This window comes from Stenotrophomonas sp. ESTM1D_MKCIP4_1, assembly GCF_003086895.1.
In the GTDB taxonomy this organism is placed as follows: domain Bacteria; phylum Pseudomonadota; class Gammaproteobacteria; order Xanthomonadales; family Xanthomonadaceae; genus Stenotrophomonas.
Genome location: NZ_CP026004.1, coordinates 206,386 through 224,713 on the forward strand (window position 1 = coordinate 206,386; position 18,328 = coordinate 224,713).

The following is an 18,328-nucleotide window of genomic DNA, read 5'->3' on the forward strand; positions in this document are numbered from 1 at the left end:
AGTGGCCGGGGGAGACCACTGGTTCCCTGTTCCGCTTAGCCGCGCGGGGTACGGCGGGGTGCGGTTTCCAGGCGCTGCACGCGACCTTCGATCTGGTCCAGGCGCTGGTTGGCCTGCTGTGCGGACTGGTTGGCGGACTCGGCGCTCTGCGCCGCGCCCTGCACCTTCACGTCAAGCGCGTCGAGGCGCGAGTTGACCTTCGCGAAGTCTTCTTTGTAGCTGGCGCACGCGCCGAGGCTGAGGGCAAGGATTGCCACGCCGAGGGGACGAGCGATTTTCAGGTGCTGTGTGGAAAGGGTCATTGCATTCCCTCCTTCGTCTGGGGAGTCTGGAATATAGCGGGCTTTTTGTTAGTTCCATGAATGCCTTTTCAGCTGCAGTTGGAAGACGTGGAAGCAGCGTGAAGAACGCGCAGTCAGGTTGAATTTGCCGCGAATTCAGCTGTCTGAGGCGGGCCTGTGCTAGCGCCGATCACCCCTGAATGAGCGGTGTGTTCGTTGCGCGACGTCATCCGGATGTACATCTGCATGGCATCGCGAGCGACGCTTCGCCGGGATGCGTTTGTGCGTAGAGCGTGGTGGCTGATAGCCTGATGAACTGCGCAGGGAAACGACGTTCGCGCATCGTTTTTTCCGCACGCACAGACGTGGCTGCACCATCCGCGTGGCTTCCTGAAGCCGCTCCGCCACCTGCTAGACTGCGCGCCCTTGCCTCATGGATGGATGCATGGCCGCCTCGCGCCTCACACCGTTGCCGAAGAAGGAAATCGCGGTGCTGCGCGCACGCTGGACGCCGGCTCTTGTGCCACATCTGTCCAACCCCCGGCACAAGGATGATTGGCGCGACAAGACCATCGTCAACCGCCATTGGGAATCTTCGCCCTTCGGGACAACCATCGACGGCCGACGGGATTACCGCGGGTTTCCCTATCCGATTCCGCAGTACCAGAATCTGCAGTCGATCGATCTTTCCCATGCGCAGCCCAGCGACGGACCGACCTTCCTGGTCAACGCCATCCTGGTGGACTGTGATTTCACGGGTGTGGCGATGGGAAGCGTTTCGGAGTCATGCGTTGCCTGCCGTTTCGATCTCTGTTCGTTCAACCAGGTCGAGCTGTGCGGTGCGTTCGATGGATGCAGCTTCGTGCAGTCAAAGCTGCTCAAGTGTGCCTCCAACGCCACCTTCACCGATTGCGATTTCCGCAATGCCAACCTTTCAGGGACGGATTTTTCGCGGGCGCGTTTCGTGCGCTGCAGTTTCGATGGCGCCAGCTTCAAGGGGTGCGATCTGCACAAGGCAGTGTTCGTCGGCAGTCGGCCCAGCGAGGAGCAGTTGGCCGCGTGTTACGGGAATGCGGGCATCCGCTTCGAGGATGAAAGCGGCCAGCAGGTGGACGTGGTGACGCCGCCGGCAGCGGAAGATCCGCTGATGACGGCGTGGGATCGACTGGCGCAGCGGCTGTCGGACCGCTCCTAGACGCCGCTGCCCCTGTCCGCGCCATGGGCGGCTCCAGGCCCATGAGCCACGTTTGTTATCATGCGCGCCGATGGCCTTCCATCGCGGCCGATCGTGCGCCTGCGCATGTTCCTTCCTCGCAAGAGGACGCATCTGCGGCCATCCACACTGAATGCCTGCCCGGCCAGGCGCCGCCTGCCACACGGGCCCCGTAAAGATCCAACCAAGGAATACCGGCCGCATGCCTGCGGCCGCACTACATGAAATCACCTGCAACTTCGCGTCCCGGGTTGGTCCCGGTGCTGGCCCTCCTGCTGGTCGGCCTCAACCTGCGCCCCGTGCTGGCCGTGGTCAGCCTGCTCACCGATTCCATCCGTGCCAGCAATGGCATGAGCTTTGAACAGATCGGCTGGCTGACCAGCCTGCCGATGATGGCCATGGGCCTGATCGCCATGGCCGGCGGCCTGGTCTATCGCATGGGCTACCGGCGTGGCGTGGCCATAGGCATGGCCCTTACTGCCGCGTCGGCGCTGGCCAAGCTGGCCTCGCATGAACCGCTGTGGCTGATGGGGTCCAGCATTGCTGCGGGCCTGGGCATCGGCATCGTGCAGTCACTCATTCCCGGCTACATCAAGACCCGTTTCCCGCACCGCGTCGACCTGCTGATGGGCCTGTACGTGAGCATGATCATGGGTGGCGCGGCACTGGCAGCGGCCAGCGCATCCACGCTGCTGCAATGGCTGGACTGGCAGGGCACGATGGCGTTCTGGGCGCTGCTGGCCCTGGCCGGCATCGCACTGTGGCTGCCCAACAGCGGGCATGCCGACTCACCGGCGGGCGGCGCATCGGCCACGGCTGCCGCACCCACCGCGTTCCGTCCCTGGCAGCAGGGGCGCACCTGGCTGCTGGTCGCGCTGTTCTGCGTGTCCAGCAGTTGCTACACGCTGTGCCTGGCGTGGATCGCGCCGTACATGATGGAAGCCGGCGTGCGCGCGAACGAAGCCGGGTTCATGCTGGCGGCGCTGAGCCTGTCCGAGGTGGCCGGTGGCTTCCTTGTTTCCTGGCTGGCACCACGCTTCCGCGATCGCCGTGCGTTGCTGGGCATGTTCCTGGTGGCCACCGCACTGACCTATGTGCTGATCGGGCTGGCCCCGATGTATGTACCGTGGCTGATGATGTGCCTGCTTGGCCTGTCCATCGGCGGACTGTTCCCGATGACCCTGATCCTGGTGATGGACCACTGCCGACAGCCGGCCAAGGCGGGCATCCTGGTGTCGTTCGTGCAGGGCGTGGGCTATCTGGTCGGCGGCGTACTGCCCTTCGTGGCCGGTTCGATCCGCGACACCGTCGGCGACCTCAGTGTGGCGTGGGTGGCGATGGCCTGCGTGACCGCCGCCGCGCTGGTACTGGCAGCACGGGCCACGCCGGTCAGCGCCGAGCGGTTCGACGCACGCTGATCAGGTGCCGCCTTCGGCAGTGCGCGTTTGCGGCGGCAGCAGCTGTTCTGCAAGGCCACGGTAGATCGGCACCCGGCACACCAGCCCGGACACGCCACGGGCGATGAGCACCGTGGCCAGGATCGGCAGCAGCAGATCGCCGCTGTCGGTCAATTCCAGCGAAATGACCGCCGAGGTCAGCGGGGCCTGGGTGACGCCGGTGAGGTAGGCGCACATGCCCAGCAGCACGAATGCGCGCGGGTCGACGTCGGGCATCAGTACCGCAAGGTTGTGGCCCAGCCCGGCGCCCACTGCCAGGGCGGGCGAGAACAGGCCGCCCGGAATGCCGGCGATGTACGACGCCAGGTTCGCCAGCAGCTTCATCAGCCCGAACTCATGGCCGACCACCGCCTGGCCCTGCACCAGGCTGCGCGCCTGCTCGTAGCCGGTTCCGAAGGCGCCTTCGCCGAACACGAGCGCCAGGCCGACCACCACCAGCCCGCAGGCCGCCGCCAGCAACACGGGGTGGCGCTGGCGCAGCGTGCCCAGCCAGCGCGGACGCCCGGCCACGCTGGCCAGCACCATGCGGGCAAACAGACCGCCCAGCAGCCCGGCCACCACCCCACAGAGCAGGATGGCCAACCAGCCCTGGCCCAGCGGCAGGCGCGCGCTCACATGGCCGAAATACGTGTAGTTACCGAGCAGCCCCAGCGACACCACGCCGCCCACGATCACCGCAGTCAGCAGCGTGCCGGAGAAACGGTGCTCGAAACGGCCGCTCAGCTCTTCGATGGCGAACACGATGCCGGCCAGTGGCGTGTTGAATGCCGCCGCGATGCCGGCGGCACCGCCGGCCAGCAGGAAGTGCGACAGTTCGCGCGGATCCTTGAAGCCGAACCAGCGCCCGAACAGGTACATCAGGCTGGCGCCCACGTGCACGGTCGGACCTTCGCGCCCGACCGAGGCGCCGCCCAGCAGGGACAGCGAGGTCAGCAGGAGTTTGCCGGCCGACACCGCCGGGGACAGATTGGTTTTCCGGAATGCCTCATCGGGCTTGTCCAGCGCGGCGATGACCTGCGGAATGCCGCTGCCGCGCGTGGGCCGCATCGCACCGCTGGTCAACCAGGCCAGCAGCGCGAAGATGCCCGGGGTGAGCAACAGCGCCCACCAGGGCGAGTGCTCGATGATGCGCCGGAACACGGCAAAGGCTGCATCGCTGGCCTTGGCAAACAGGATGGCGACCAGGGCCACCGCCACAGCGCCGATCCACAGCGCGGCACGGCGGCGCCAGGCCTCGCTGCGCAGCTGCGCGAGCAGGCGGGCCGGGATTCGTTGGGGCTCGATCATGCGGTGAGTATGTCCCGCATGCAGAGCGGGCGAAAGCCGAAGGCGGGGCCGTTGACCTTGCCGGACACGGTGAAACAGGCAGGTTGGTGCAAGTCATGACAATCGCGCAGAGTTCCCTGAACAGGAACCTTATTCATGTACTGGTCAGTTCAATATTCAGGGTCGATTTCACCAGCAAACGGATAATTCACACCTGTCGACCGCCTCTTCTCTCCCTCTCTCCCGAGAGGAGGCGGCCGGCAAAACCAAAAATAATTAAAGGTGTGTCCCGATGAACAAGAATTCGCTGCTCGCCCTGGGTCTGCTGGCTGCACTGCCGTTCGCTGCATCGGCTGCTGACGGCCTGTCGTACAACTATGTCGAAGGCGGTTACGTGAACACCGATGCCAAGGGCGGCGACGCCGATGGCTGGGGCGTGAAGGGCTCGGTTGCAGTGCACCCGAACTTCTCGGTCTTCGCTGATTACAGCAAGCAGGAAACCGACACCTTCAAGAACGACGTTGACCAGTGGCGCATCGGCGCCGGCTACAACTATGGCATCGCACCGAACACCGACCTGGTGGCACGTGTTGCGTACCAGAAGTTCGACATGAAGCACGGCCTGGACTTCAACGGCTATTCCACCGAAGTGGGCCTGCGCACGGCATTTACCCCGAACCTGGAAGGCTACGCGCTGGCCGGTTACGAGGATTACAGCAAGAAGCACGGTATCAACCCGGAAGGTGAGTTCTACGGCCGCGTCGGCGCCACCGCCAAGTTCACCCCGAACTGGGGCCTGAGCGGCGAAGTGAAGCTGGCCAAGGCCGGCGATCGCGAGTGGTTCGTGGGCCCGCGCTTCACCTGGTAAGAACAGCAGTGCAGTAAAAGTGCGTTACCGGCGTGTGCTCTCTCTCTCTCTCCCGCACGCCACCCGAAGCCCGGCCTCGCGCCGGGCTTCTTTTTTTCCTGTCCCTCGCGACGGATGGATACCACCTTGGGCGGGTGCCGCTCTACTGTGGTGTGGCGCTACGAAGTGCAGTAGAGCCACGCCATGCGTGGCTGCGTAGCGCTCGGGCTGCCCCAGCCACGCATGGCGTGGCGCTCCCCGGCTTCCGGAAACCCCCGCCTGAAGTGTGCAGTAGAGCCACGCCACGCGTGGCTGCGCAGCGCGCTGGCTGCCCCAGCCACGCATGGCGTGGCGCTCCCCGGCTTCCGGAGAACCTCCGCCTGAAGTGTGCAGTAGAGCCACGCCACGCGTGGCTGCGCAGCGCGCTGGCTACCCAAGCCACGCATGGCGTGGCGCTACAGCTGTGCTTCCAGCTCGGCCAGCCGCTGCAACCGCCGCTGCCGGCGCCGTCCGGCCCAGGCGCCAGCCAACGCGGCGCCCAGCACCACGGCAGCGTTCAACCACAGATTCAGCGCCCACGTCTGCGGCGGCAGCGCGCCGGGGGCATCGGGGCCGGCCTGCATCGCATCGCGCGCCAGCAGCACCAGCCCGCCCCAGACTGCCAGTGACAGCCAGATGTTGAGCCGCCAGATCTGCATCGAGATGCGCGCGCGCTGGCGCTCGAAGGCCAGCAGTGCGGCCGGGGCCAGGCCATGGCTGCGCCACTGCCGCCGGCGTTGCACGAAGATCCAGCCCGCCACGGCCAGCACGAATACGATCAGGCCCCACAGCAGCCCAGGGGCGACCAGGTGGCGCGGGTCGAGCAGGGCGCGGACGCAGCTGCCCACCGCCATCGCCGTGACCAGCAGTTCCAGTGCCGAACGCAGGCGGATCCAGCGGCTGCGACGCGCGGCTTCGCGCTGCAGCGCGGCCACATCCACCGCCGGCAGGGTGGGCTGCTGCTGCCACAGCGCCTGCAGGTCGCTCCACTCGTTGCTGTCGGTAGCCGGGTTCATCGGGCGCCTCCCATCCGTTCGCGAAGTTGCCGACGTGCGCGGCTCAGGCGCTGGGCAACGGTGTTCTCTTCCAGTGCCAAGGCCTGGCCGATCTCGCGCTGCGAAAAGCCTTCCAGCGCCAGCAGCACCACCTGGCGCAGGCCCAGTGGCAGCTGCCGTACGGCCTGCAGCAGGCTGTCGTGCTGCTGGGCGCGCGCGGTGTGCTGCAGCGGGTCAGCATCCGGATCCGGCAGACGGTCATCCAGCGCACTGCTGCGATGGCGCTGTTCCCCGGCCAGTGCATCCATCGCGCGGTTGTGCGCGACCCGCGCAATGAAGGCACGCAGCGTGCCCTCTTCACCACGCCAGCGCGGCAGTGCCTGCCACAGGGCAATGCTGATTTCCTGCAGCAGGTCATCACGGCGGGCGGGCTCGCGCGCATAGCTGCCAGCCATGCGCACCAGCATCGGCCAATGCGCCTGCAGTACCCCGGCGATATCCATGGACAGCGTATTGCCCAACCGTGCCGCTCCTCAGCCAACGTCATCCGCGAACGCATCGCGGTAGACCCAATAGGATACGTAGCCGAGCAGCAGCAGGGGCAGCAGCAGCCATGGCTGGTAGGGCAGCGCGACCAGCAGCACCGCGTTGAGCAGCAGGTAGGCCCCGAGCGGGCGCCAGCCTGCGCGCAGCAGGCGCAGGTTGTCGCGCAGGGCCGTCGCGACCGTCATGCCATCCAGCAGTACACGCGGCACGGTGGTCAGCAGCAGCATGCCCAGCGGCAGGCCGCTGGCCAGCACCAGGCCAATCTGCAGGCGGCTGACCAAGCCCGCCAGCGTTGCGCTGTCGCCGACAACGAAGGCCATTGCCGCCGAGGGACCGGCCAGCACGCCGGCCATCGCTACCTGTCCAGCGAAGACCAGCGCCGAAAGCACGGCCAGCACTGCCACGGCCACCGGGCGCGCGCACAGGCGGCGGCCCGCCTGCAACGGCGCGAAGCGTCCGTCACGGACGAACGCATCCAGCATCAGCAGGGCCCACATCGAAAACAGCGGTACCACCAGCTTGGACAGCACCACGCCAGCCACCGGCACGCCGAACTGCAGCACGATCTCCACCAGCATCGGCAGCAGGGCCAGCAGGAACAGGCGCAGGGGCGCCCGCCGCAGCAGGCGCGCGCTCAGTGCCAGCCAGTGCAGCAGGCGCCGGGTGGGCCAGTGTCGGCGTGGCGGGGCGATGGGGGCGGCGATGTCCGTGGCGTGCATGCGGGCTCCAGGCGGGGTGTATTGGAGACTGAAGACGGGGCCAGCGAAGAAAACCTGACATCGGTTCCGTTGGAATCGCCCACGCGTGGCCACCGGCAATGCGCTTCAGTCGCGCCACGCCGTAGGGGGATGCATTCCTCAGCCACGCATGGCGTGGCGCTACTGCAGCTCCACCATCAGCAGGGGGTTCAGCTAGAATCGCCCGCACCTCGCCATGTGCGATGTGCCCGCCCCACGCCAGCAGGATGTTCCATGAATTCCCAGCCCGCCCCGATCACCGCCCTCAACCACACGCTCGACAACGAGCCGCAGCAGATCACCGCGCCGTTGACCCATTGCGCAGCGTTCCTGGTGCTGAAGGTCAAGGACGATGCCGATTCCATCGCCCGGGCGCGCGAGGTGCTGGGCAGCACCGATGACCTCATCAAGAACACCGCCATCCGCGAGATCGAGCGTACCTTCACCTGCAATGTGGCCATTGGCCACCGCGCATGGGCAGCGCTGGTGGGCAGCACGCCGCCGCGCGAACTGAAGCCGTTCCGCGAGATCAAGGGCGCTACCCACACCGCGGTGTCCACCCCGGGCGATCTGCTGTACCACATCCGCGCACGCACCCAGGATCTGATCGTGGCGTTCGAGCGCAATCTGCTGCTGGCCTTCGGCGATGCGGTGGAAACGGTGGATGAAGTGGCCGGCTTCCGCTACTTCGATGGCCGTGACCTGCTGGACTTCGTCGATGGCACGGCCAACCCGGAAGGGCTGTCCCTGCCGGAGGCCACGATCGTCGGCGATGAAGACCCGCAACATGCGGGTGGCAGCTACGTGGTGGTGCAGAAGTACCTGCACAACCTCGATGCCTGGCGTGCGCAGAAGACCGAGGCGCAGGAAGCGATCATCGGCCGCACCAAGCACAACAACATGGAACTGGACGATGCGCCGGCCGATGCGCAGAAATCGCACAAGACGCTGTGCACCATCGAAGATGCCGACGGCGAGCATGAGATCCTGCGTGACAACATGCCCTTCGCCAACCCTGGCCGTGGCGAGTACGGCACGTACTTCATCGGCTATACGCGCCGCCTGTGGGTGATCGAGACCATGCTCGAGCGCATGTTCATCGGCAACCCGGCACCGCTGCACGATCGCATCCTGGATTTCTCGACGGCCACCACCGGCGTGACCTTCTTCGCGCCCTCGCGCAAGGTGCTGGCCGACCTGGGCGGATGACCCCACGCCACGCGTGGATGTCTCTCTGGTAGATGCCAACTTGGTTGGCAGAAGCGCGCCAACCAAGGTTGGCGACTACCGGTAGATCCGCGCCATTACCGATGCGTGCGTGCTGCAGCGCTCCACGCACGCAGGCCATACACGGCCAGGCCCAGGAAGAACACGTACAGCGCCGCGGTCACGTGCAGCGACTTGAACAGGTACGTGCCCACATAGACCACGTCCACACCGATCCACACCCACCAGCAGGCCACGTGCCGGCGCGCCTGCCACCATTGCCCGACCAGGCTCAGCCCGGTCAGCAGGGCATCCAGCCAGGGCAGCGCTGCATCGGTGAAGCTGTGCATGGCCGCACCCAGGGCGATGCCGCCGCACACGCCGATGGCCAGGTCGCGCAGCAGTGTGCCGCGTGGCAGCGGCACGATGCGGATGCTGCCTTCATCGGCGGCGTGGCGGCGCCAGTTGAGCCAGCCGTAAACCAGGAAGCCACCGAAGGCCACCTGCAGCAGCGTGTCCGAATACAGCTTGGCCTCGGCGAACACCAGGCCATACAGCGCCACCGACAGCAGGCCCACCGGCCACGCCGCCAGCCGGCGCCGGGCCATCAGCCAGACGCCAAGCACGCTGCACAGCGCGGCGGTCCATTCGAGCAGGACGCCGCTCACAGTGCGAACGTCACCGACAGGCGTGCCTGTCGCGGTGCACCGGGGAACAGGTAGTAATCACCGCCGCTGCTGCCGGTATCGCGCCAGTAGAAGCGGTTGAACACGTTGTCCACCGACAGGTTCCAGGTGACGGCCCGTTCGTGCAGGCGATGCTGGAAGCGCAGGCCGGCATCGAACACCGAATAGTCCGGCGCGCGCACGCTGCCATCGGCACGGGCCACGTTGGCGCCGGCGTAGCGCCAGCCACCGGTCACGTCCAGGCCCTGCACGAAGGGCAGCGCGTAGGCCAGGTGCACGCTGGCCCGCACCTTGGGCACGTTCACCAGCTGATGGCCTTCATAGACCGGGGTGCCGGCATCGCGCGCACGCGCCTGCAGCACGCTGGCGCTGGCCACGATCTGCAGCGCATCGGTCAGCTGGCCATTGGCGGTCAGTTCCAGGCCGGTATGGGTCTGCGTGCCCTGCTGGACGAAGGTGTAGCCGGCGTCGCTGCCATCGGGCTGGGCGAACTGGTAGGGCTGGGAAATGCGGAACAGTGCCGCGCCCACGGTCAGCGTCTGCACCGGCACGTACTTCACTCCCACTTCCAGCTGCCGCGACTGCACGGCCGGCAGGAATTCATCGGCATTGGAGGTCCAGAACGGTGCTTCCTGGCCCAGCGAAATGCCGCGCACGTAGCTGCCGTACACATTGAGCTGGTCGTTGGCCTTCCACACCAGCGCGGTCTGCGGCAGGAAGCGCGACAGGCGGCTGTGCCGTTGCGGGGTGCCGCGCTTGTCATAGGCGCGCTCATCCAGGCGCACGAAGCGGCCACCGGCCAGCCACTGCCAGTCATCGCCGAAGCGGATGCGATCCAGCGCGAACACGGCGGTCTGGCGGCTGTCCAGGCGGCGTGCGGACGGGCCCGGCTGCAGCGGCGAAGGGTCGTATACCGGCACCTGCGCATCGTGGATGTTGGCGCTGCCCACGTACTCGTTGACGCTGGGGCGGCGATCAACGGTGCGGCGGAAGGTGTCGGCGCCGACCGTCAGCTCGTGGCCGATGCTGCCGGTGTCGAAGCGGCCCCGCAGTTCGGCGCGCGCCTGCTGGTTGCGGCGGGTGTCGTCCGGGCTGCGATAGTCGTAGATGTCGTAGTCGCCATTGGGCGCGAAATAGTTGCCCGGCACGCTGCCATCGGCGCACTGCGCGGTGTAGTAGCAGCCGTAGGCGAAGGCCACGTTGTCATCGATGACCGAACGGCTGTAGCCCACCGATACGCGCGACTGCCAGCGCTCGTTGAAATCGTAGGTGTGCAGGGCAGTGATGTTGGTGCTGGCGATATCCACCGGGCGCTGCCAGGGCTGGTAGCCGAGCAGGTGCTCGCGGTCGACGCCACGCGGCAGCTCGCTGGCCCCCAGCAGCTGGTAGCCGGACGCCGAACGCTGCGAGCTGGTCTGGTAGTTGGCATCCACTTCCAGCTTGCCGCGTTCGCCGATCAGCCAGTCCGCCGCCACCGAATAGAAATTGCGCCGGCCCTCGGCATGCTCGACGTAGGTTTCGCTGGCATCCCAGGCCGCATTGACGCGCACGCCGAACCGGGGCGTGATCCAGTGGCCGACATCGGCGGCGACATAGCGCGAGCCTTCCGAATCGGTGGCCAGGGTGACGTTGCGCACTTCGGCCGGACGCTTGCCCACGTAGTTGATGAGGCCGCCCGGAGCCATCACGCCTGCGGCCAGGCCGGCTTCGCCCTTGAGGATCTGCACCTCCTGCACGTTCTCCAGGGCCAGGCGCTGTTCGCCGGCAACGGCCAGGCCGTTGAAGCGGTAGCCGGTGGCCGCATCCAGGGCGAAGCCGCGGATGGCGATGTTCTGGTAGTAGCCGACCGGCGCGTAGGCATCGCCCAGCGAGGCATCGTTGCTGGCCAGTTCGGACAGCGAGCGTACCTGGCGTCGATCAAGGTAATCGCGGTCGAGCACGTTCACCGAGGCCGGCGTGTCCTGCCAGCTGCCGCCACCGAAGGCATTGGCGTGCGAGGTATCGCCGGCCGGTCTGCCGGCCTGCACGCGTACCGCTGCCAGTTCGGTCGGCGAGCGCTCGGCGGCGGTGGCGTCCACGTCGGGGGATGCCTCGGCTGCGCGGGCGTGCAGCGGCAGGGCGGCGCAGAGGGCAAGGGCGAGCAGGGTGGGGCGCAGGCAGCGGTTCATTCGGTTCGTCTTCTGACAACAAGGGAGACGAAGCGACGGCGCGCACGCGCACCCGCCCGGAGTGGGGGTGCGACTGCTGCTCAAAGCTCCCTACGCCGGTGCAAACCGGATCAGGTTCCAAGGGACTCTCTCAGCCTGGCAGATCCAGGCACCCCCGCTTCAGGTGACCATTTCACTACAAACGGTACGGATTTGCGAGCGGTGGGGGCCGCGAGGGGGTCAGAGCCCTTTGCTGCGCAAAGGGATCCGACCCCCTCGCGGACCCCACCTGCCCTTACGCCGCCGCGCGCAGCGCCTGCAGCAAGGCCTGGCCTGCCTTGGTGTGGAACCACGCCGCATGCCCCAGCAGGAAGGGTTTCCACGCCACGTCGGCGTTGGCGGTGGAGCCGGTGACGCCCTCGAAGTACTCCACCTCGGACAGCGCGAAGTCGAAATGGACCATCGGCAACAGGTCCGCCAGCAGCTGCACGCGGGCAGCCGACAGCGGCAGCACCTGGCGGTAGCCCTGCAGCAGGGCCAGGGCGATGTCGATGCGCACGGCACCGAGGCCGCGTTCCAGTTCCAGCCAGGCCACCGCGTTGCGTTCGATGGCCGTGGCCAGGTCGAACACGGCGCTGGTGGGCGAGGCCAGGCCGAAATCCAGCACCGTGGCCACCGCACCGTCGGCATCCCACAGCAGGTTGGAGACGTGCCAGTCGTTGTGTGCCCACAGCCGCGGCTCGTCGCGCAGGCGCGCCGCGAGGCCTGCGTGCCAGGGCAGCACCTCGGCGCGCAGCTGCGCCTGCCAGGGAATGCGTGCCAGGTAGCGGGCCAGGCAAGGCCGGTCCGGCAGCTGGCCCTGCAGTGCGGCGATGGGATCGTCGGCGCGGATCAGGTCGTCGCGGGCCACCAGGATGTGGGTACTGCGCTGGGGCGCCGCGTAGCTGGCCGACGCCTGGTGCAGGCCTGCGAGCATGCGCCCGGCCTGCAGCGCCTGGGCGGTATCGGTCAGCAGCGACCACGACACCGCGTCGCGATACAGGTCCGCGCCGGCTCCGGCCGCGTGCAGTTCATAGGTCCATGGCCCGTGTTCGACCGCAGTCGGGCCGTCCGCGCTGGCCAGCACCCGCACCACCGGCACGCCCTGTGCGGACAGGTGGGCAATGAAGCGGTGTTCCTCCTGCAGGCAGGCGGCGCTGCGCACGCTGTGATGGTGGCGCTTGATGAAGATCCTGCCCATTGCACCCTCGACGATCGCCGCCGCCGACAGCGGGCGCGGGCTGTGCCAGCGCAGTGTGCTGTCGGCCGCCAAGGCCGGGTACTGCGTGCACAGCCAGGCCACTTCGTCGGCGCTGATTGCCGGCCAGTCGGCAGCGACCTCGTCGTTGTTCAGGCCCTGCACGCGATGGGGGGAAGAAGTCATGCCGCAGCCGCTGCCGGGAAAGGAATCACCAAGGCTGCGCATTCAACGCCATGGGCGCTGACGACGCAACCTGCGCAGGCAGGAACGAAAACGGGCAGATCCAGGATCTGCCCGTTGCGATACCGCTCAACCGATGGCGCGCTTACCAGCCGCGATGGCGGCCGCGGTCGTGGTAATGGCGGCGGTCATGGCCCCGGTCGTGGTAGCCGCGGCTGTAGCCCCGGTTGTAGCCACGGTCATAACGACGGTTGTCGTAACGCCGGTCATAGCGGTTGTCGTGGCGGTCCTTGGTGGTCAGGTTGCCGATGGCACCACCGGCCACGGCACCACCGATGGTCGCGGTCGGGTCGCCATTGGAGATCAGATGGCCGGCCACACCGCCCACCACCGCACCGACGACGGTGCGCTTGTCCTTCCGCGACATCGCGCTGGCATCGCTGACCACGGCCACGCCGGCCAGCAGGGCCAGCGCCATTGCCAGGCCACGGAAGCTGATTGCGGACGTACTGATCATGTTCGGTTCTCCTGTCTGGGGCATGCCACGGTGGGCAGGGAGGGCGGGGGGCGCCCTGGCTGCCGTGATGTCCACGCTGGTCGTCCAACATTGTCGGAACATTGCGCGTGCCCACCGTGCGGCCTGCGTATTCATCTAGCGTCAAACGGCATGAAGCCAGCCTGAAAGTTCAATCGCCAGAGGGACAGGGTTCAGATTTTGCCGTCACGCAGGTAGTCGAACAGTTCGGCATCGCCCTTCAGGCCGAGCTTGAGCATTGCATCGCCTTTCTGCCGGCTGATGGTGCTGACGCTCTTGTGCAGCTGCAGGGAGATTTCCTTGACCGTCATCCCGGTGCCGAGCAGCCGCAGCACTTCCACTTCACGCGGCGATAGCGGCTTGCCATCGCCTTCGCGCATGCGCCAGCTTCCGGCTTCTTCCACGCGCTCGCGCAGGCTGCGGCTGATGTAGGACTGGCCGCGATAGACCGTCTGGATGGCCTGCGGCAGTTCCTCCATCGACGAACTCTTGTCGACCAGGCCCAGCACGCCCGAATCGAGCACCATGCGCAGGATGGCCAGGTTGTTGGACACGCTGAGCATCAGCACCGGCAGGTCCGGGTAGCGGCGGCGGATCATGCCGATCATCGCGAAGCCATCGGCCTGCGCACTGCCGGGCATCGAATAGTCGGTCACCAGCATGTCGCAGGGCTGGCTGGCCAGCAGGGCCATCAGGGCCTGCACGCCATCGGCCTCGCCCACGACCCGGCCGACGCCGCTGGATTCGATCACGGCTCGGGTACCGATGCGTACGACGGGGTGGTCGTCTGCGATGATGATGCGCAAGGTCATGCTCTAGTATGGCCTTTCGGGCAGTGCCGGCCGCGAGCGGCGCGGTACCGGGCGGGTTTCTGGGAGAACGTCGCAGATGGGGAACCGGGCAATGCGTGGATGGGTCCTTGTGCTGGGGCTGCTGGGCCTGTCCACGCTGGCACAGGCCGAGCCGGGACCGTTGCCCTTGACCCCGCCGCAGCGCCAGTTCCTGGCCGCGCACCCGGTCATCATTGCGGGCCAGTATGACAGTGGTTGGCCCCCGTTCGAGGCCCTGCAGCAGGGTCAACCGGTGGGCCTGGGGCCGGATTACCTGTCGCTTCTGGCTCGTCAGCTGGGGGTGGAGGTTCAGTTTCGTCGTTACCCGGACTGGAATTCAGTGCTGGATGCGACATGCCGTGGCGAAATCGACGTAGTGATGAACGTCGCGTTCAGTGCCGAACGCGCCCGCTGCATGGACTACACGCGCGCCTACGTGGAAGCGCCGCTGGCGATGGTGGGGCGGCCGGGTGACCTGCGCGCATCCGAAACGCCGGACCTCGATGGACTGCGGGTGGTCATCGAGCAGGATTTCATGACCGCCCCGCAGGTGCGTGCCCGTTTTCCGCGTGCCCGACAACTCGTCGCAACTGACACGCAGACCGCGCTGCATATGGTCAGAGACGACAAGGCGGATGTATTCATCGGCAATGCCTACGTCGCAACCGAGCTGATCGCCCTGCAGAAGATCGACGGCGTGGTGATGCTGCGGCCCAGCGATCTGCCACCCGAGCGCCTGCATTTCGGAGTTTCCCATGGCGCCCATCCGCTGGCCGAAGCGCTGGATGTGGCTCTGGCAGGGACCAGTCCCTCGCAACGCGATGCACTGACGCAGCACTGGCTGCCGCCCCTGAAGTGGTCCACATCGGCCCAGCTTGCCCTCAGCCAGGCCGAGAAGCGCGTACTGCAGGAGCCGTTGAAGATTGGATTCGCACCCAACGCGGCGCCTTTGTCCTTCGCCGGTGAGGACGGCCAGCCCGACGGGCTGACCAGCGGCTACCTGCAGCGCTTGCAGCAGGCCGGGGCCACCCTGCAGATCGATCCCAGCCATGACTGGTTCGATGTCCGCGAGAAGGCCAAGCGCGGCGAACTGCAGGCGGTCATCGGCATTCCGATCGATTCCCGTTACCTGGGGCCGGGCTGGGTCTTCAGCCAACCCTTCATCAGCGTGCCCAATGTCATCGTCACCCCCCAGCGCAGCCCGGTGATGCTGGGCCTGGCCGATCTGCAGGGCAAGCGGGTGCTGCTGTCCGACCCGGAACGGGTGCGTGGCTACGTGCTGCAGCAGGCGCCGCAGGCCCGCATCATTCCGGCACGCAGCGCAGAGCAGGCACTGCAGCGGCTGGCCGATGGCGAAGCCGATGCCTACGTGGGCAACCTGGCACTGGTCGACCAGCTGATGCGGACCCGTTTCCCCGGGCGCCTGCAGATTGCCGCGCCGGCCAACTTCAACGACGAGCTTGCGCTGGCGGTGGATGCGCAGCACGGCGTTCTTGCCACCACCTTCGACCGCCTGCTGCTGCAGATGACGCCCCGCGAGCGTGATGCCCTGCGTGACCGCTGGCTGGCTGCCGAGTACCAGCATGACGTGCAATGGAGTGCGCTCCTGCACTGGGGCGTGCCCGCGCTGCTGGTGCTGCTCACCGCGGGGCTGGTGTACGCGCTGGGGAGATGGCGGCTGCGCAGGGAAGTAGCGGGGCGACGCGATGTCGAGCAGCGCCTGGCCGATGTGACCGACAACCTGCCGGCCATCGTCTACCAGGCACGTCGCGCTGCCGATGGCACGCTCAGCTTTCCCTTCATCGCCGGCGACGTCCATGCACTGTTCGGCATATCCCGGCAGCAGGCGATGGACGATGCCAACCTGCTGCTGGAACGCATCGACGAGGAGGACCGTCCAGTGGTGCTGCGGGGCACCGACCAGGCCGCGCGTGCGTTCTCGTCCTGGTCATTCGAGTTCCGGGTGAACACCCCCGAAGGCATCACCCGCTGGGTGCGCAGCCAGGCCCATCCGTATGCCGCAGAAGCGGGTGCGGTCACCTGGAGTGGTTACTGGGTGGATGTCAGCGAAGCGCGCGCGCAGGCCGATGCGCTGGCGGCGGCCAAGGTCGAGGCCGAAGAGGCGGTGGAAGCCAAGGCCCGCTTCCTGGCAACCATGAGCCACGAGATCCGCACGCCGATGAGCGGTGTGCTGGGCATGCTGGAAGTGCTCTCGCATTCGCCCCTGGACCAGGAACAGCAGCGCATCATCGGGGTGATCGAAGACTCCGCGCAGATGCTGCGGCAGATCCTGGATGACATCCTCGATTACTCGCGCATGGAAGCGGGGGCACTGCGCCTGGCGCCGGTGCCGATGCCGCTGCGGCCGCTGCTGGAAAGCGTGTGCCGGCTGCTCTCGGCGCAGGCAACCGCGCGTGGCCTGGCCCTGCAGGTGGACATCGATCCGCGGCTGGCACAGGCACACGAAGTCGATGGCGTGCGCCTGCGGCAGATCGTCTTCAACCTGCTCAGCAATGCCATCAAGTTCACCGCGCAGGGCAGCGTGCGCCTGCAGGTGGATGTGCTGGGAGCCACCACCGAAGACGGCAGCCAGCCACTGCGGCTGACCGTGTCCGACACCGGCATCGGCATCGCCGACGATCAGATTCCACATCTGTTCGCGCCGTTCGCCCAGGCCGGCGCGCACATCCAGCGGGAGCACGGAGGCACCGGCCTGGGCCTGAGCATCTGCCACCGGCTGGTGCAGAAGATGGGCGGCGAGATCTCCCTGCACAGCGTGCTGGGCGAAGGCACGCGGGTGGATGTGCTGCTGTCGCTGGTGGAAGCACGTGCGGATGATGTGCAGGCGCTGCTGTCCGAACAGGAACAGACCGCCCTGCTGCCACCGGCGCTGCGCCAGGCGCGCGTGCTGGTGGTGGAGGACCACCCGACCAACCAGGCGATGATGGACTGGCGCCTGCAGCAGCTGGGCGTGCCGCATGTGCTGGTGGATGACGGCCAGCAGGCGCTGGACCGCCTGTCGGTCGAGGAATTCGATCTGGTGATCACCGACTGCCGCATGCCGGTGCTGGATGGCTTCGCCTTCGCCCGCCTGCTGCGCGAGCGTGAAAGCCGCAGTGGTCTGCCACGCCTGCCGATCATCGCGCTGACCGCCAGTGTGCTCAACGATGACGCACGGCGCTGCCGTGAGGCCGGCATGGATGACGTGCTGGCCAAACCGCTGTCGCTGGCCACGCTGCGCCAGGCACTGCTGCGCTGGCTGCCGCAGGCGGCGGCGCTGGACGTGCCGGTACCGCAGGAGGCACCGGCAGCGCCCGCCGAGGGCACCACCACGCAGGAACTGCCCGATCTGGCCGCCCTGCAGCAGCGGTTCGGTTCCCTGCAGGTGGCCACCCAGCTGCGCGACAGCCTGCTGCAGGCCACGGCCACGGACATCGCCCAGCTGCAGCGGGCGCTGGGTGAAGGTGATCGCGCCAGCACGATCCAGCAGCTGCACCGCATGGGCGGCGCGCTGGGTTCGGTGGGCGCGCGTGGCCTGGCCGACCGCGCGGCGGCGCTGGAACAGCAGCTGCAGCAGGCCAGCGATGCCGATGCGGCGCCCGTGCTGCGGCAGGTGGGTCAGTTCGTGCAGCAGCTGCAGCAGCAGCTGCAGCGCCTGGCCAGCTCTACGGCGGGCTAACGGGCCGCCTGTTCCTGCAGGTAGGCAATCACCCGCGCACGCCGCTCGGCACTGGGGAACGCGTTGTACATGCGCGTGCCCGGCACCACGTGGGTGGGCGACTGCAGAAAGGTGTCCAGCGTCTGCGCGCTCCACACGAAGCCGGCGCGGCGCATGCCGTCCGAATAGGCATAGTCGGGCAGGCTGCCGGCGCGGCGGCCGATCACCCCATGCAGGTTGGGGCCGAAGCGATGGATGCCGCCGGCTTTGACCGTGTGGCAGCCGGCGCAGATCTCGAAGGCCTGCTGCTGGGCCTGCAGGCGGGCCTGTGCAGGCGTCAGCGGTGCCGGTGGCGTGCGCTGGCAGGCCGCAGTGGCCAGGGTGAGGATCAGCAGCAGGGGCAGGCAGGCACGCATGGGCGGGCAGGATAACGGCCTGCCCGCGGCAACGGGCTGCGACAGGGCG

General features: G+C 67.4%; 16 protein-coding genes and 1 riboswitch. Of the genes, 5 read left to right on the plus strand and 11 right to left on the minus strand.

Going from position 1 to position 18,328, the window contains the following annotated elements:
* Positions 1-35 precede the first annotated feature (35 nt).
* Entirely contained in the window at positions 36-302 is a 267-nt protein-coding gene (locus tag C1924_RS00880; protein ID WP_108763660.1) for a hypothetical protein, read from the minus strand.
* Positions 303-726: 424 nt separating this feature from the next.
* Here C1924_RS00880 and C1924_RS00885 point away from each other — a divergent pair, with 424 nt between their 5' ends.
* Positions 727-1,476 carry a pentapeptide repeat-containing protein gene (locus C1924_RS00885; RefSeq protein WP_159094728.1) on the plus strand — a complete coding sequence of 250 codons (750 nt, stop codon included), beginning with the start codon at positions 727-729 and terminating at the stop codon, positions 1,474-1,476.
* A gap of 278 nt (positions 1,477-1,754) precedes the next feature.
* The gene (locus C1924_RS00890; RefSeq protein WP_159094729.1) at positions 1,755-2,912 is read left to right on the plus strand and encodes an MFS transporter; all 1,158 of its coding nucleotides are present in this window, start codon (positions 1,755-1,757) and stop codon (positions 2,910-2,912) included.
* On the opposite strand, the gene C1924_RS00895 is transcribed toward C1924_RS00890, so the two are convergent.
* A complete protein-coding gene (locus C1924_RS00895) occupies positions 2,913-4,238 on the minus strand; it encodes a chloride channel protein (protein WP_108763663.1) in 1,326 nt (441 codons plus the stop codon).
* Positions 4,239-4,509: 271 nt separating this feature from the next.
* Here C1924_RS00895 and C1924_RS00900 point away from each other — a divergent pair, with 271 nt between their 5' ends.
* Complete coding sequence (locus C1924_RS00900; RefSeq protein WP_079224758.1) at positions 4,510-5,085, plus strand: Ax21 family protein; 576 nt, start codon at positions 4,510-4,512, stop codon at positions 5,083-5,085.
* A 434-nt stretch (positions 5,086-5,519) separates the two neighbouring features.
* Here C1924_RS00900 and C1924_RS00905 read toward each other — a convergent pair whose 3' ends face one another.
* The 3 genes from C1924_RS00905 to C1924_RS00915 are packed head-to-tail and all read right to left on the minus strand — an operon-like array spanning position 5,520 to position 7,363.
* Entirely contained in the window at positions 5,520-6,119 is a 600-nt protein-coding gene (locus C1924_RS00905; protein ID WP_108763664.1) for a hypothetical protein, read from the minus strand.
* Positions 6,116-6,619, minus strand: a complete 504-nt coding sequence (locus tag C1924_RS00910; protein ID WP_254051190.1) for a sigma-70 family RNA polymerase sigma factor — start codon at positions 6,617-6,619, stop codon at positions 6,116-6,118. Before C1924_RS00910 ends, C1924_RS00905 begins: the two co-directional genes overlap by 4 nt.
* A gap of 12 nt (positions 6,620-6,631) precedes the next feature.
* Positions 6,632-7,363, minus strand: a complete 732-nt coding sequence (locus C1924_RS00915; RefSeq protein WP_108763665.1) for a hypothetical protein — start codon at positions 7,361-7,363, stop codon at positions 6,632-6,634.
* A gap of 252 nt (positions 7,364-7,615) precedes the next feature.
* Here C1924_RS00915 and C1924_RS00920 point away from each other — a divergent pair, with 252 nt between their 5' ends.
* Entirely contained in the window at positions 7,616-8,590 is a 975-nt protein-coding gene (locus C1924_RS00920) for a Dyp-type peroxidase (RefSeq protein ID WP_108763666.1), read from the plus strand.
* 95 nt (positions 8,591-8,685) lie between these two features.
* Here the strand turns inward: C1924_RS00920 and pnuC are convergent, their stop codons facing one another.
* From pnuC to C1924_RS00945, 5 genes are all read right to left on the minus strand, one after another.
* Positions 8,686-9,243, minus strand: coding sequence for a nicotinamide riboside transporter PnuC (pnuC, locus tag C1924_RS00925; protein ID WP_108766926.1), 558 nt, complete (start codon positions 9,241-9,243; stop codon positions 8,686-8,688).
* Positions 9,244-9,251: 8 nt separating this feature from the next.
* Entirely contained in the window at positions 9,252-11,441 is a 2,190-nt protein-coding gene (locus C1924_RS00930) for a TonB-dependent siderophore receptor (protein ID WP_108763667.1), read from the minus strand.
* Between the two features lie 70 nt (positions 11,442-11,511).
* Positions 11,512-11,607: riboswitch (TPP riboswitch) on the minus strand.
* Positions 11,608-11,715: 108 nt separating this feature from the next.
* Positions 11,716-12,843 (minus strand): phosphotransferase, encoded by a 1,128-nt coding sequence (locus tag C1924_RS00935; protein ID WP_108766927.1) that lies wholly within the window; start codon positions 12,841-12,843, stop codon positions 11,716-11,718.
* 142 nt (positions 12,844-12,985) lie between these two features.
* Positions 12,986-13,357, minus strand: coding sequence for a glycine zipper 2TM domain-containing protein (locus tag C1924_RS00940; RefSeq protein ID WP_108763668.1), 372 nt, complete (start codon positions 13,355-13,357; stop codon positions 12,986-12,988).
* Positions 13,358-13,548: 191 nt separating this feature from the next.
* Positions 13,549-14,187: a response regulator transcription factor gene (locus tag C1924_RS00945; RefSeq protein ID WP_108763669.1), complete on the minus strand. Its 639-nt coding sequence runs from the start codon at positions 14,185-14,187 to the stop codon at positions 13,549-13,551.
* Positions 14,188-14,263: 76 nt separating this feature from the next.
* Here C1924_RS00945 and C1924_RS00950 point away from each other — a divergent pair, with 76 nt between their 5' ends.
* Positions 14,264-17,884, plus strand: coding sequence for a transporter substrate-binding domain-containing protein (locus C1924_RS00950; protein ID WP_108763670.1), 3,621 nt, complete (start codon positions 14,264-14,266; stop codon positions 17,882-17,884).
* Here C1924_RS00950 and C1924_RS00955 read toward each other — a convergent pair.
* On the minus strand, positions 17,881-18,279 hold the full coding sequence (locus tag C1924_RS00955) for a c-type cytochrome (RefSeq protein WP_108763671.1): 399 nt from the start codon (positions 18,277-18,279) through the stop codon (positions 17,881-17,883). The two genes, C1924_RS00950 and C1924_RS00955, sit on opposite strands and share 4 nt — an antisense overlap.
* Between the last annotated feature and the right edge of the window lie 49 nt (positions 18,280-18,328).

Excerpts from the sequence above, each read along its gene's own strand:
- C1924_RS00880 (WP_108763660.1), bottom strand. The coding sequence starts at position 302 with ATGACCCTTTCCACACAGCACCTGAAAATCGCTCGTCCCCTCGGCGTG.
- C1924_RS00885 (WP_159094728.1), top strand. The coding sequence starts at position 727 with ATGGCCGCCTCGCGCCTCACACCGTTGCCGAAGAAGGAAATCGCGGTG.
- C1924_RS00895 (WP_108763663.1), bottom strand. The coding sequence starts at position 4,238 with ATGATCGAGCCCCAACGAATCCCGGCCCGCCTGCTCGCGCAGCTGCGC.
- C1924_RS00900 (WP_079224758.1), top strand. The coding sequence starts at position 4,510 with ATGAACAAGAATTCGCTGCTCGCCCTGGGTCTGCTGGCTGCACTGCCG.
- C1924_RS00905 (WP_108763664.1), bottom strand. The coding sequence starts at position 6,119 with ATGAACCCGGCTACCGACAGCAACGAGTGGAGCGACCTGCAGGCGCTG.
- C1924_RS00915 (WP_108763665.1), bottom strand. The coding sequence starts at position 7,363 with ATGCACGCCACGGACATCGCCGCCCCCATCGCCCCGCCACGCCGACAC.
- C1924_RS00920 (WP_108763666.1), top strand. The coding sequence starts at position 7,616 with ATGAATTCCCAGCCCGCCCCGATCACCGCCCTCAACCACACGCTCGAC.
- C1924_RS00930 (WP_108763667.1), bottom strand. The coding sequence starts at position 11,441 with ATGAACCGCTGCCTGCGCCCCACCCTGCTCGCCCTTGCCCTCTGCGCC.
- C1924_RS00935 (WP_108766927.1), bottom strand. The coding sequence starts at position 12,843 with ATGACTTCTTCCCCCCATCGCGTGCAGGGCCTGAACAACGACGAGGTC.
- C1924_RS00940 (WP_108763668.1), bottom strand. The coding sequence starts at position 13,357 with ATGATCAGTACGTCCGCAATCAGCTTCCGTGGCCTGGCAATGGCGCTG.
- C1924_RS00945 (WP_108763669.1), bottom strand. The coding sequence starts at position 14,187 with ATGACCTTGCGCATCATCATCGCAGACGACCACCCCGTCGTACGCATC.
- C1924_RS00950 (WP_108763670.1), top strand. The coding sequence starts at position 14,264 with ATGGGGAACCGGGCAATGCGTGGATGGGTCCTTGTGCTGGGGCTGCTG.
- C1924_RS00955 (WP_108763671.1), bottom strand. The coding sequence starts at position 18,279 with ATGCGTGCCTGCCTGCCCCTGCTGCTGATCCTCACCCTGGCCACTGCG.